This window comes from Streptomyces albipurpureus (assembly GCF_023701525.1).
Lineage (GTDB): Bacteria > Actinomycetota > Actinomycetes > Streptomycetales > Streptomycetaceae > Streptomyces > Streptomyces albipurpureus.
Window position 1 is genome coordinate 318,556 of record NZ_JAMQAW010000011.1, and the last position, 13,896, is coordinate 332,451.

At 68.9% G+C, this 13,896-nt stretch carries 11 protein-coding genes; 7 read left to right on the plus strand and 4 right to left on the minus strand.

The window, feature by feature from the left end; genetic code table 11:
• Positions 1–149: 149 nt before the first annotated feature.
• Positions 150–1,112 (plus strand): LysR family transcriptional regulator, encoded by a 963-nt coding sequence (locus tag NBG84_RS15580; RefSeq protein ID WP_250920030.1) that lies wholly within the window; start codon positions 150–152, stop codon positions 1,110–1,112.
• Positions 1,113–1,649: 537 nt separating this feature from the next.
• On the opposite strand, the gene NBG84_RS41550 is transcribed toward NBG84_RS15580, so the two are convergent.
• Both NBG84_RS41550 and NBG84_RS15590 read right to left on the minus strand, forming a co-directional pair.
• Positions 1,650–1,742: a putative leader peptide gene (locus NBG84_RS41550; RefSeq protein WP_425608641.1), complete on the minus strand. Its 93-nt coding sequence runs from the start codon at positions 1,740–1,742 to the stop codon at positions 1,650–1,652.
• A gap of 351 nt (positions 1,743–2,093) precedes the next feature.
• Positions 2,094–3,038, minus strand: a complete 945-nt coding sequence (locus NBG84_RS15590) for a DUF3048 domain-containing protein (protein WP_250920031.1) — start codon at positions 3,036–3,038, stop codon at positions 2,094–2,096.
• A gap of 760 nt (positions 3,039–3,798) precedes the next feature.
• Here NBG84_RS15590 and leuA point away from each other — a divergent pair.
• The 6 genes from leuA (at position 3,799) to NBG84_RS15620 (ending at position 10,918) form a co-directional block, all read left to right on the plus strand.
• Positions 3,799–5,529: a 2-isopropylmalate synthase gene (gene leuA / locus NBG84_RS15595; RefSeq protein ID WP_250920032.1), complete on the plus strand. Its 1,731-nt coding sequence runs from the start codon at positions 3,799–3,801 to the stop codon at positions 5,527–5,529.
• 122 nt (positions 5,530–5,651) lie between these two features.
• Positions 5,652–6,341 carry a class I SAM-dependent methyltransferase gene (locus NBG84_RS15600; RefSeq protein ID WP_250920033.1) on the plus strand — a complete coding sequence of 230 codons (690 nt, stop codon included), beginning with the start codon at positions 5,652–5,654 and terminating at the stop codon, positions 6,339–6,341.
• 63 nt (positions 6,342–6,404) lie between these two features.
• Complete coding sequence (gene leuC / locus NBG84_RS15605) at positions 6,405–7,817, plus strand: 3-isopropylmalate dehydratase large subunit (protein WP_250920034.1); 1,413 nt, start codon at positions 6,405–6,407, stop codon at positions 7,815–7,817.
• A gap of 25 nt (positions 7,818–7,842) precedes the next feature.
• Positions 7,843–8,445, plus strand: a complete 603-nt coding sequence (gene leuD, locus NBG84_RS15610) for a 3-isopropylmalate dehydratase small subunit (protein ID WP_250920035.1) — start codon at positions 7,843–7,845, stop codon at positions 8,443–8,445.
• Between the two features lie 92 nt (positions 8,446–8,537).
• Positions 8,538–9,383, plus strand: coding sequence for a DUF6282 family protein (locus NBG84_RS15615; protein ID WP_250920036.1), 846 nt, complete (start codon positions 8,538–8,540; stop codon positions 9,381–9,383).
• Between the two features lie 74 nt (positions 9,384–9,457).
• Entirely contained in the window at positions 9,458–10,918 is a 1,461-nt protein-coding gene (locus NBG84_RS15620; protein ID WP_250920037.1) for a class I adenylate-forming enzyme family protein, read from the plus strand.
• Between the two features lie 11 nt (positions 10,919–10,929).
• Here NBG84_RS15620 and NBG84_RS15625 read toward each other — a convergent pair whose 3' ends face one another.
• On the minus strand, positions 10,930–11,841 hold the full coding sequence (locus tag NBG84_RS15625) for a LysR family transcriptional regulator (protein ID WP_250920038.1): 912 nt from the start codon (positions 11,839–11,841) through the stop codon (positions 10,930–10,932).
• 582 nt (positions 11,842–12,423) lie between these two features.
• Positions 12,424–13,866 carry an amino acid permease gene (locus NBG84_RS15630; protein ID WP_250920039.1) on the minus strand — a complete coding sequence of 481 codons (1,443 nt, stop codon included), beginning with the start codon at positions 13,864–13,866 and terminating at the stop codon, positions 12,424–12,426.
• Positions 13,867–13,896 lie beyond the last annotated feature (30 nt).

The window sequence follows — 13,896 nt, forward strand, 5'->3', positions numbered from 1 at the left end:
CGGCCCTCTGGCCTCCAAGCCCAGCACCCACCGCGACACCGAGCACCACACGTTGACCTGAGACATCAAAGCGGGCACCGCGCGGGGGAATCAAACAACCGTTTCGCCGCTGCCGATCAACGTTTGGTTGTCCTCCTAGGATGAGCCGTGTGGATCTCACCGCAGTGCGCACCTTTGTCACCGCCGTGGACGCGGGGCAGTTCCAAGAGGCGGCCGTCGACCTGTCCATCACCCCGCAGGCGGTCTCCAAGCGCATCGCCGCGCTGGAGAAGGACCTCGGTGTGCGGCTGTTCACCCGCACGGCGCGCGGAGCGCGTCTCACCATCGACGGCCGGGCGTTTTTGCCGCACGCCCGCGATCTCCTGCGGGCCGAGGAACGGGCGGCCACCTCCGTACAGCGGGGCCTGCGCGCGCTACGCGTCGATGTCGTCGGCCGACGGGCCGCACCCGCGGGGCTGCTGCGTGACTTCCACCGCGCGCATCCGGGGATCGGCCTCGACGTGCTGGCCCTCTACGGCGCTGACACGGCCCTGGCCGCCGTGCACAACGGCACGATCGACGCGACATTCCGCGCTGTCACCATGCCCGGACGGCAACTCCCCGACGGCCTCGCGGCCACTCCGGTCCTCGATGAGCCGCTTCAGCTGTTCACCGGGCCCGCCCATGAGTTCGCCACCGCCCGGGCGGTGTCCCTCGGTGAGCTCGCCGGTCACCGGATCTGGATGCCCGGCAATCTGCCCGGGACCGAGTGGACCGCCTACTACGACGAACTCGCCGCCGCGTTCGGGCTCACCATCGACACGATCGGTCCCGACTTCGGCATCGAGTCGCTCCTCGACACGATCGCCGGTACCCCGACACTGGCGACCTTCCTCAGCGGGCGGACCCCGCTGGTCTGGCCGGCCGGTCACCAGCCGCGGCTCATCCCGTTGCACCGTCCGACCCCGGTCTACCCGCACTCGCTGATCTGGCGCACCGACAACCCGCACCCGGCCCTCTCCGCGCTCCGCACCCATCTGGCCTCCGCGCGAGCCCAGCGTGTCGACCCCGCCGAGACCTGGACTCCGGCATGGGTCCAGCGGCCCGAACAGCCCTCAAGGCAACCGATGTGACCACTTGCGACCCCGTGACTCAGCACAGGGCGCTCGCCATGCGGTGTCGCGCACACCGCGGTTCACCACGAGCGGCTCGCAGAACGCTGCTTCCACAGCTTGCCGGCGGGCAGCCCGGTTGGTTCTCGTGCCGCTGCGGGTCCCACTGTCGAAGACCCGCGTCCCGGCGCCGTCAGCGGTGGGGCCCAGCCCAGGTCGTCGCCCAGGATGAACAGGATGTTGGGCCGGCGAGAACGCCTCCCCGGGGCCGCCCGGAAGGGCCGCTCCCGAGCGGCGTCGGCAGCGGCTGCGACAGCCGGTCCGGCAGTGAGACCAACGGCCGCGGCACCCGCGCCCGCGCTGACGACACCGCCGAAGGCGCGCCGGGACAGCCTGTTGTTGTGCGAGGTCACAGAGTCTCCAGTGGTGGAAGGGCACACCGACGGGCCTCATGACGGCACGGGAAGCGCACGGAGAGACCCGGTCAAGGCGGCAGGGATCGCGGAGAACCGCGACGGGCGAGAGGGAAGAGGTGATCGGCGGAGCGCGGGACGGCGGCTACGCGCAGCGACAGATGGCGCTCGCGACACGGACCAGGTCGACGTGGCGGCGCTCCACCAGCGGGACCGGATGGTCACCGACAGGCTGCATGGCCAGGATCCTGTCCGAGCCGCCGCGCACATGTCAAGATCCTCCCGCCAGCTGGACAGCCAGCCGGTGTCCCCCGGACAGCGGTGACGCTCCGTCAAGAGTCCTCAGCGCGGGGGCGTGTGATGGGGAGTTGGCGAAGACCGCTGCTCTTCGATGCTTCCTCAGTGGCGGTCGGGCACCCGTCGGCGTGGGGCGGGCCAGGAGGGGCGCGGCCGGGACGCCGGAGTCCACCGGGCACGAGCCGCCATGCGGCAACCAGCCCGCGTGGAGCGCCCGGTGACTGCCGTCGGCGCCCAGCACTGCGGACGCGTGCCTGCCCACGGCGTAGGGGGCCGCCGGGTGGTCTGCCCCTCAGCGCGCCACCAGCATCACCCATACCGGCCCGTCCGCGATGTTCAGCGGATCGCCGTCCCGGGTGGTGAAGGTCGTGCCGCCCCGCACCGACGTACGCTTCCACTCGCCCGGGTAGGCCCGCCCGTCCCGCAGCATCTCGGCGCCGCCGGAACCCACGGTCACCGTCAGTGGGGAGTTGCTGCCCCTGAAGTCCTGGAACTGGGACTCCTTGACCTCCACCCGCTGGATGACGACGGTCGCCGCCGTCACCGCCGTACCGTCCGGCTCGACCGCCCGGCTGCCGTCGATCGCGATCCCCCACCGCTTCTGCTGAGCGGACCAGGTGAAGGTGAACCGGGCGCTGGGAAAACGCACGGTGCGTTCGGCCACCGGCTCTCCGCCGCCCGGCGGTTGACCGGTACGGAAACCGGCCCGCTCCAGCGCTTTGGCCCCCGCCGTCTCGTCCTGCACCCGAGGCGGCCTCACATAGAGGTTGTAGGGGGCGGACCGCTCCCGGTCACGGACGAAGGCGCCCGCCGGGGCGTCCCTGGGAGTCACGGGCCGCAGTGGAGCCGCGTCGATCAGCGGTAGCAGTTTGGACTGGGCTCCGGAGAACACCAGCGTCGGGTTCGGGAACTGCGCCAGCAACTCAAGATCGGACTCCCGGGCGCTGCGGACCGGGCCCACGGAGTTCGGGAGCCGGGTCGCGTACAGCGCCATCAGTCTGCTCAGCCCCGCCTCGACCTGCTCCGCGTACACCACGTCCGCCGCGTTCAGCCCGGTCTGCGGACGCGCCGGCGGAGCGTTGTCGATCTTCACGGCCAGTACCGGACCCGCGGCGGTGGTGGGCGACTCCTCGGGAGAGCCCTCCGAGCCATCGGAGCATGCGCCGAGCAGCGTGGCGAGGAGCACCGCGAGTACGGCGCCGAGCGCGCCGAACCGTGTCCGAGCCGACCGTTCCATTTGTCTGCACCCCCGGGGACCAGCGTGGGTTTCGCGGTACGTCCGCGAGGACGGTCCGACCTCTCAGGATGTTCCTTCGGCCCAGCCGACGCACACGGCGCGCAGCCACGACCCACGCCCCGGATCTCGCTCGCCCACGTCGTACCGTACGGTTCATCGAACCGCACCAACGTACAGCCGTGCGGGGTCCAGATGGCGCGGTGGCGGCCCTGTGCCCCCCGGTATCCACCGGACGGCGGAGCGGGACGGTACGGCGGCGACCGTCATTTCAGCCTCGGCACGGGTCCTTCCAGGAGACTTCGGCGTCGACGCACCGGAGCCCCGACGCCAGCGGTCCGTTGTGAGCCGCAGCGGGGAACCTCGAAGTCAGCTGGCCCGTACGCCGTCCTCGCGGGAGTCTCCTGCGACGCGATGGCCGCGCTCGACACCCGAACGAGCCCTGCTATCAGTCCCGATGATCGGTGTGAGCACCGATGTGTATTGGTCTCAACGATGCCGGGACGGGAGACTTTTCATCAAGCCCCACAAGGGCCATCTCGATTGACCGCGAGGAAGCGCTCATAGGACTTCGCGATCATCTTCTCCGCGGAGTAGCCCACCAGAGCATCACCGAACGCCGGCCCAGCGGGAGTTTCCTTCCATACGACAAGGGACTTCAATGAATTCACAGCAGGCACCATCGCTTCCTCATCCGTTTCACCGGTCAGCGGGCTCCTTCTCGGTCCGACCGACAGGGTGGAACACTCAGCGCGCCAGTGGGATGCCCTTTCACCGGTACCGGCCCTATTTCGACGAGGTCGAGCCCTTCGCACTGCCCGACCGGACCTGGCCCGAAACGGTCGCCACCAGCGCTCCCCTCTGGTGTGCTGTGGATCTCCGCGACGGAAACCAGGCCCTCGCCGATCCCATGTCGCCCGCGCGTAAACGGCGGGTGTTCGACCTGTTGGTGCGGATGGGTTTCAAGGAGATCGAGGTCGGGTTTCCCGCGGCGAGCCAGGCCGATCTCGATTTCATCCGATCCATCATCGACGAGGACGCGATCCCGGGGGATGTGCGCATCCAGGTGCTTGCTCCCTGCCGCCCGGAGCTCATCGACCTGACCTTCGCCGCGATCGACGGCGCGCTCAGGGCGACGGTCCACATCTACAACCCCACCTCCGCCCTCCAGCGGCGGGTGGTGTTCCGGCAGGGCCGCGCGGGAGTCAAGGCCCTGGCGACATCGGCGGCGCAGCGGGTCGCAGCACAGGCCGAGCGGTCGTCGGCCGACCTCCGCCTCCAGTACTCGCCGGAGTCCTACACCGGCACTGAGCTGGGATTCGCCGTAGACGTGTGCAACGAGGTCATGGACATCTGGCAGCCCACCCCGGAGCGCCCGGCCACGGTGTGCCTGCCCGCCACCGTGGAGATGGCCACGCCGAATGTGTACGCGGACTCCGTCGAGTGGATGGGTCGCCATCTGACCCGGCGAGACTCCGTGATCCTCTCCCTGCACCCGCACAACGACCGGGGCACCGGGGTGGCCGCGGCCGAGCTCGGGCTCCTGGCCGGAGCGGACCGTGTCGAGGGGTGCCTCTTCGGAAACGGCGAACGCACCGGCAATGTGTGCCTGGTGACCCTGGGCATGAATCTCTTCAGCCGGGGCGTCGACCCCCAGCTCGACTTCTCCGACATCGACGACATCCGCCGCACGATGGAGCAGTGCACCGGCATGCAGGTCCACGATCGGCACCCCTACGCGGGTGACCTGGTGTTCACCGCGTTCTCCGGCGGTCACCAGGACGCCATCAGCAAGGGTCTGCAGGCCCAGGCCGCCATCGGACAGCAGGGCTCCCCGCCATCGACGTCCCGCTGGCAGGTGCCGTATCTACCCATTGACCCGAAGGACGTGGGTCGGGACTACCGGGCGGTGGTCCGGGTCAACTCGCAGTCGGGCAAGGGTGGCACGGCCCATGTGATGCGGTCGGAGCACTCTTTGACCCTGCCCCCTGGGCTGGGCGCGGATTTCTCGCGGGTGGTACAGGCGTTCACCGACAAGGCGGGCGGTGAGGTCTCTCCTCGGCAGTTGCGGGAGATGTTCCACCACACGTATGTGAATCCGGGCGGGCCACTGGGCCTTCTGCAACACCATGACCCCGTCGGCGATTCCAGCGGCTTGCACAACTTCACCCTGAGCTTGGGCAGTGGCACAGCGGAACTCGTGGCCAAGGGAGCCTCCGCGCTCGACGCGCTCATCGACGTGCTGTCCCCCCTCGGTGCACAACTGCGGGTGGCCCATCACGTCCAGGACACCACACCCGGTCGCGATGACACGCAGGCCGTCATCTATCTGGAGGCCTCGATCACCCTCGGGGACGAAGAGCATCCCGCCCCGGGCCGGTACTGGGGTGTGGGCATCGCGCCCGACGCTGACACGGCGACCCTCCATGCCGCCTTCGCCGCCCTGAACCGCGCCCACCTCGCCCGAGACCGCGAACCCACCCATCCCGGCTGAGACCACCTCGCCCGAGACCGCGAACCCACCCATCCCGGCTGAGACCACCTCGCCCGAGACCGCGAACCCACCCGCCCCGCCGCCTCGATGTGCGGCTCACCGCCAGAGAAACGGAACACACCATGCCGCAGAACTTCACCGTCCAGGGAAATGACCTCTGGGACCCGACCACCTTCGACTCGCTGCGCCGTCAGCTGATCCCGTCCTTCGACCTCCTGTATGACAGCGCGGTGCAAACAGTGGCGATGTCCGTGGGTGAACGACCGCGCGTCCTGGACCTGGGCGCGGGTACCGGACTGCTCAGTGCCCGTCTGCTGGAGAAGCTCCCCGACGCCGAGCTGACGCTCATGGACCGCTCCGAGCTGATGCTCTCCCAGGCCCGCGGGAGGTTCGCGGCCCAGCAGCGGGTCCAAGTGCTGGTCGGGGACCTGGTGGACCCCCTGCCTGAGGGCCGATTCGACGCGGTCGTCTCAGGTCTGGCCATTCATCATCTGCCGCATGAGGAGAAGCAGCGGCTCTTCGGGCGCATCCGGGCGAGCCTGAACCCGGGTGGGGTCTTCGTCCACGTGGAGCAGTTGCTCGGCAGCCAGCCGTGGTTGGAGAAGATGTACGACCGGATGCACGAGGCTCATGTGGTCCGCTCGGGCACGCCCGAAGCAGAGTGGGACGCGGGCCGGGAGCGGATGAAGTTCGACATTCCCATCGATCTCGGCACCCAGTTGGGATGGCTTCGCGCCGCCGGCTTCGCCGAGGTCGACTGTCTGGCGAAGGACTGGCGCTTCGCCACCTACGCCGGCTGGGTCACACCGTGAGGCATGCCCCCGGGACGAAGTCACCGAACAGCCGGCGCACCCTGCGATGAATGAGGACCGGTCATGAACCGCGCCACCCTGGTCGACAGGATCTGGAATCAGCACGTCGTGGACCGGGGTGGTGGCGATGAGGCGGATCTGATCTACATCGATATGCATCTGCTCCATGAGGTCAGCTCGCCCCAGGCGTTCGAGGGGCTGAGGCTCGCCGGTCGCGCGGTGCGGCGTCCTGATCTCTGTGTGGCCACCGCCGACCACCAGGTACCGACCTCCGCGACCCGCAATCGACTGCCGCTCGCCGATGACGGTGGAGCGCGCCAGCTGCGCCAACAGGTCGACAACTGCCGGGAGGCGGGGATCGAGTTGCACCCGCTCGGCTCCCCGGGCCAGGGGATCGTTCATGTCATCGGCCCGCAGATGGGCCTGACACAGCCCGGGATGACCATTGTGTGCGGTGACAGCCACACCGCCACACACGGAGCTTTCGGCGCCCTCGCGTTCGGCATCGGAACGAGCGAGGTCGAGCACGTACTGGCCACTCAGACGCTCCGCACGGCGAGGCCGCGCACCATGGCGGTCAATGTCGAGGGGGCCCTGCCTCCTGGCGTCTCGGCAAAGGACCTGGTGCTCGCCGCCATCGCCCGCACCGGGACGCGAGCCGGAACCGGAACACTCATCGAGTTCCGCGGCCGGGCGGTTCGGGCGCTCTCCATGGAGGGCCGGATGACCGTCTGCAACATGGCGATCGAAGCGGGCGCCCGCAGCGGTCTGATAGCACCCGACGACACCACCTTCGACTACCTCGAAGGACGTGAGCGCTCCCCCCGCGGGCGCCTGTGGGAGCGGGCCCTGGACCACTGGCGGACGCTGCGGAGCGATGACGGCGCCTCCTTCGACCAGGAGGTGAGCGTCGACGTCTCGGCCATCGCCCCGCAGGTGAGTTGGGGCACCAACCCCGGCCAGACCACATCAGTCGACGCAACGGTCCCCGACCCCGCGGTCATCGATGACCCGGTGGCACGGGATGCCGCCGAGCGTGCGCTGGAGTACATGGATCTCACCCCGGGAACCGCGATGCGTGACATCGCCATCGACATCGTGTTCATCGGCTCCTGCACCAACAGCCGCATCGAGGATCTGCGCGCGGCTGCCGGGGTACTTCGCGGTCGCAGGGTCGCCGACACGGTACGGGCGCTGGTCGTCCCCGGCTCCGCGCAGGTCAAACACCAGGCGGAGCTGGAAGGGCTCGACCGGGTCTTTGTGGCCGCCGGCTTCGAATGGCGCTCGCCGGGCTGCTCCATGTGCGTGGGCATCAACGGGGACACCGTGGCGCCCGGTCTCCGCAGTGCCTCCACCTCGAACCGCAACTTCGAAGGCCGCCAGGGGCCCGGCGCCCGCACCCATCTCGTCTCGCCCGAGACGGCGGCGGCCACCGCCCTGGCCGGTCATCTGGCCGCCGCAGGCGACCTCGTCTGATCCCAACGAGACCACGGAGCGTTGGATGCGACCGCTCACCACACTGACCGGCCGGGGTGTGCCCCTGGCGCGATCCGATGTGGACACCGATCAGATCATCCCGGCCGCCTGGCTCAAGAAGACCAGCCGTACGGGATACGGCGAAGGGCTGTTCTCCCAGTGGAGGAAGGACCCGTCCTTCATCACCAACCGACCCGAACGCCAGGGAGCCACCATCCTGGTCGCCGGACCGAACTTCGGCTGCGGCTCCTCCCGCGAGCACGCGGCCTGGGCGTTGCGCGACTTCGGATTCACCGCCGTCGTCGCCCCCGGATTCGGGGACATCTTCCGCAACAACCTGCCCAACGCCGGCCTGGTCCCCGTGCAGGTGACCACGACCGTCGCCGACTCCCTCCTAGAGGCGATCACCGAGGACGCGTACGCGGAGATCACCGTCAACGTCGTCGACCGGACCGTGGACTGCGCGGCGGCCGGCGTCAGCGGTGTCCCGTTCCCTCTCGACGGCTCCGCCCACCACCGGCTCGTCAACGGCCTCGATCTGCTGGACCTCACCCTGCGACTCGACTCCAGGATCACCGCCTACGAACGCGAGCGCGCGCCATGGCTCCCCACCGGACGGGCCGGGTGAAGGGGCGGCACTCCAACGGAAGGCGTCGTGAGTCGGAGTGTGCATGAGCCGCCGGCTCACACTCCCCCGAATCCAGAACCGAAGGCGACCCAATGAGCGACGAATCCCCGGCGATGCCCCCTTGGGCCCGTGCCATGGCCGATCTGCATGTGCACTCCTCCCCCAGCCTGCTGCCCAGGCACGGTGACGACCTGAGCACCGTCGACGCGATGCGGGCCCAGGGATTCACCACCATGGTCCTCAAGGCGCATGAGGGAAGCACCGTCGAGAGGGCCGCGATGGCCGGGGAGGGCGTGTACGGCGGGGTGGTGCTCAACAGCTGTGTCGGTGGAGCCAATCCCGACGCGGTCCGGGTCGCCGCGGAGCTCGGCGGCCGGATCGTCTGGCTGCCCACCCTGTCCTCTCCCACCCACCGGGCGGCGGTGGCGGCGCCGGAACTCACTGTTCATCGGAACATCGAGCTGCGTCACGTCGAGGTGATCGACGACGGGCGACTCCGTACGGAGTGGTTCGATGTGCTCGATGCCGTAGCCGCCCATGACCTGGTCCTCGCCAGTGGTCATCTCAGCGCCAGTCAGACGCTGGTGGTGTTCACCGAGGCCAGGCGGCGCGGGGTGCAGCGGCTGCTGGTCAACCATCCCAAGCTCGCCTTCCTCCACTGGCGAGACGATGCGGCCGACGCGTTCCGCGCCCTCGGTGCCCACCTTGAGTTGGGCATCGTTCCCGATCTGCTGTGCTCCGAGGAAGCCTCCAGCCTCACCCTGACGGCCCACTACCCACTCTCCTTGCTGGTCTTCGGCGGAGACATGGGACACACCGACTTCCCCGCGCCGGCGGCTGCCGTCGGCCCCTGGCTGCGGCGGCTGGAACAGCGCGTCGGTGCGGACGCCGCGGCCACCCTGATGACCACCACGACCACCAATCTGCTGCTGCCGTGACCAGCCGGCCCAGAGCCCGGCACTGCTGATGTCACCGGAGCACCCGGACCCACTGCTCAGGAGAGGGAACCCTCATGCTGTTCGAGACCATCAGGGGCATCGCCGCTGGCCGACCCGAGGCGCTGGCGGTGGAGACCACCGACGGAGAGAGCTGTACCTATGCGCAGTTGATCGAACGCACCGAACTCATGGGTGCGGGGCTGAGCGCCCAGGGGGTTCGCCCCGGGGACACCGTGGTCTGTCACGGTCTGCCCAACACTCCCGACTACGTCGCGTTCATTCTCGCGGTGGCCGCGCTGCGCGCCTGCTACGTACCCGTTCTCGCGGACTTCGACCGTTCGGCGGTCGACCGTGTGCTCACCCTGACCCAGCCGGTCCTCTGGGTCGGGTCACCACATCCGGGTGCGGGTGAGACCGCGCCGCCGCGAATCGACCTCGCCGCCCTCCCGGTCACCGGAACGACCGAGGCGCCGCTGGCGACGGGGCACGCGGACCGTGTCTTTCGCCGACTGTGGACCTCGGGGTCGACCAAGCTGCCCAAACTGGTGTCGTGGAAGCAGGGACCATTCGTCCGCGAACGTCTGCGCTGGGTGGCCGACGTCGGTATCGAGGAGTCCGATGTCGTCTTCTGCCGGCATACGCTGGACGTGGCTCACGCGACGGATCTCCATGTCTTCGCCGCCCTGCTCGTCGGTGCCCGTCTGATCCTGACCGATCCCCGCACACCCCCCGCCGAGCTGCTCGAACAGCTCTCACAACGCGGTGTCACCATGATGAGCGCACTGCCCAGCCACTACGAGGACCTCGTCAAGGCCGCGAAGTCGCACCCCACCGGTCTGCCGACGCTACGCAGGCCACTGTGCGGCGGTGCGTACATCAGCCCCGCTCTGACGAGGATCAGCGCGGAGACCCTGGGCATTCACATCAGACAGGTCTACGGCTCAACCGAGTTCGGCCTTGGTCTGGGCAACATGGACGACATCGTGCAGAGCCAGGCCGGCATGGTCCCGGTCAGCGGTGTGAAGGCCCGTCTCGCTCCGCTTGACGAGAGCTCGGGACCCGATCTGGGGGTGCTGGTCCTGGTCTCCGACTGCACCAGCGAGGGGTACCTCCACGATGACGAGGCGAATGCCAGCACCTTCCGGGGCGGGGAGTTCTGGACCGGGGACATCGCCGAGCGCACCGCGGACGGCTCGTACCGCGTTCTCGGCCGGACGACGGACGCCATCAAGTCCGCGAACGGCCCACTGCCGGCGCCGGTTCTCGACGCCCTGATCACCGAACGGTGTCCGGCGGTGGCCGACTCGGTCAGCCTGACCGCCGATCCGGAAACCTATGCGCCGAACGTCCTTGTCATCGCGCGGGCCTCGGCGGATGCCTCGGCCGGCACGGCGATCGCTCAGGTGGAGGGTCTGCTGCGCGAACTGAGCCTCGACGGCGTGGTACGCGAGGTGGAGTCCGTACCTCGCACCATCGTGGGCAAGCCGGACAAGCCCCTCATCCGCCGGAGTTGGGCCGCGCCCTCCGCACAGTGAGGCGTTCACCTTCAGGGCACATCACCGTAGGGCTCGCTCATGAATTCGGCCAGCTCTGTCCACATCTCAAGGAATGCCCGCAAAGGCGCGCCCAACCGTCGGTCCAAGCGCCAGGCGAATACCTTCTGGAAAGAGATGGCGGGAACCAAGGGAACCACTATGGTCCGCCGGTTGGCCGACAGTGCGGGACTGGAAGACGGAGCCAGGCCGATGCCGACATTCTCCGCCACCAACGCCAACTGCAAAGGAACACTGTTCGTCGCATAAGTGACGTTGAAGGCCAGTCCGTTCTCGGCGAAGGCCTCACTGATGAATCCGTGCACCCCGCTGTCCGAACTGTAGGTGATGATGGGCTCCTTGGAGACCTCATCGAGGGTCAACGGCTGGTCCGCCGCCCTGGCCCCGGCGGGCAGGACCGCGACGATCCGGTCCCGCTGGAGCACACGGGTCCCAATGATCTTGGACAGATCCTCCTTGGGCGCCGCCATGACCGCCGCGTCCAGGGTCCCGTTGCGAACACCCGTCAGCAACGAGGGGCTCGACGCTCCGACGAGGTTCACCGTTACACCCGGGTGGCGACGGTAGTACTCCCCCAGCAGACCCGGAACACAGGTGCCTTCGAGCCCGCCGACGGTACCGAGCGCGAGGGAGCCGCCCAGGAGACCGGCGCGATCGGCGAACTCCACTGCGGCTGCCGCGGCCGCCGCCAGACATGCCCGGGCGTGCGGCAGCAGGGCCACGCCGCCACGGGTGAGTACGACGCGTCTGTGCAGACGCTCGAACAACGGCTCGCCGAGTTCCTTTTCCAGGCCCAGGATCTGCTGACTGATCGCGGGTTGGACGACGTGGCAGCGCGCGGCAGCCCTGGTGAAAGACCCCTCCTCCGCAACCGCGACGAAGTATTCAAGAGTCCGCAACTCCATGGTGTCGACGTTACCAAGGGAGCGTTTACCGTCCGGCGCCCTTTGAATGCTCTATCAGTTCGGTAAATCCGATGGCCCTCTACGCACGATATTCCTGTGGGCGCACTAGAGTGCCGCGCCATTGTTTCGAAAATACTCGGCCATTCACCACTGGACCACGCGTCAGAACAGGGAGCGTTACGGATATCGCGCGCCTCTTGTATACGTCCGCACGCCCCTGCCGACGCCCCGCGGGCCAGAGGCTCCCCCCTCGCACCGTCGCCAGGACCCCTGTCCCCTTGCCCGCCCTGGCCGTAGCGGGCAGCGGCCGCAGGCCGTGCCGGTTGCCGTGCCGGTTGCCGTGCCGGTTGCCGCCAGCCGCAGCAACGCGGTCGGCCTCGGCACAGGCCTCCAGGACGTCCTCGCCCCCAGGTGGGGTGTGGAGTCGCCCCCGCCCGGCGACCCTTGGGCGCGGTGGTGGGCGATGGACCCGAACGTGCCGTTGGGCGCCGCTGCTCAGCANNNNCGCCGCTGCTCAGCAGCGGCGCCCAACGGCGTCCGGTGTCTCAGGTGTGCGGGGCGGAGCCGCTCACCGGGCGGCCGCTACTTCTGACGTGCCCGGCGCAGGGTGGTCAGGCCGTAGCAGGCGACAAGGACGACGGTGAAGGCGAGGCCGATGCCCGCCGCCTGGCGCATGTCGGGGACCTCCACCGCGGTGGCGGCGACGGCGAGCACCCCGATCAGGGCCACGATCGCCAGCTTCCCACCTGCCGGGACGCTGAACCCGGTGAACTCCTCGGGGTGTGCCGTCCGGTAGCGCTGGAAGGCGATGTACGACACGAGGATCAGCAGCCACACCAGCAGGACCGCGAAGAGGGCGATCGACATCAGGATGCCGAAGAGGCCGCTGACGTCGTAGAAGGCCAGCAGCGCGGCGGCTGCGATACCCAGACTCGACGCGGCCAGGGCGACGACCGGGACGCCGCGCTTGTTGAGCTTGGCCATCGGCGCCGGGGCCAGTCCGTCGCCGCCGAGCGAGTGCAGCAGCCGGGAGGCGCCGTACAGGTGGGCGTTGGCGGCGGACATGGCGGCGATGAGGACGACCGCGTTGGTGATGGTCGCCGCGGCGGGCACACCGATCTCCGAGAAGACCTGCACGAAGGGGCTTGTCTCGACGCTTCCGTCGCTGTCCGCCATCTTGCGCCACGGGATCAGCGCGAGGACCAGGGTGATGGCGAAGAGGTAGAAGAAGCTCAGTCGCCAGGCCAACTGGCGCATCGCGGTGCGGATGGTGCGCTGCGGGTCGATCGCCTCCGCGGAGGCGATGGCGACGACCTCGAAACCGGCGTACGCGAACATCACCACGGACATGGCCAGCCAGATCGAACTCGCTCCGTGCGGAAGGAAACCGCCGTCGTCGGAGAGGTTGGCGAAGCCGGTGGCCTCCGTGTCGGGCAGCCCGAAGAAGACCAGCAGGGCGGCGCACAGGATGAACACGCACAGCGCCACCACCTTGACGGTGGAGAGCCAGAACTCGGTGGTGCCGAAGGACTTCACACTGATGACGTTGACCGCGAGGACGATCGCGGCGACCGCCAGGATCGCCACCGTCATCGGCACTTCGGGCCACCACCAGCGGATGTAGAGCGCGGAGGCGACGACCTCCGTCCCGATGACCACGACCGCGCTGAACCAGTACAGATACCGGCTGAGGAACCCGGCCATCGGGCCGAGGTAGCGCTGCGCGATGGTGCCGAACGATCCCTGGACCGGGTGGGCGGCGGACATCTCACCGAGCAGGACGGCGATGATGGCGACCAGTACCGCACCGATCGCGTAAGCGACGATCACGGCGGGCCCTGCGACGGATATCGCGGAGCCGGAGCCGAGGAAGAGGCCGGTACCGAGCGCGGAGCCCAGCCCGATCATGGTGGTCTGCCGGTGGGTGAGGGAACGGACCAGTCCCTCACCGGCGGGTGCCGGTCTGGTGCCTTCGGCGTCGGATGAGGCCGGGGCGGGCGGTGCGGAGTCGCTGGGTGCGGCCATGGCGGCGGTGCCCTTCTGGAAGGTTGCGGG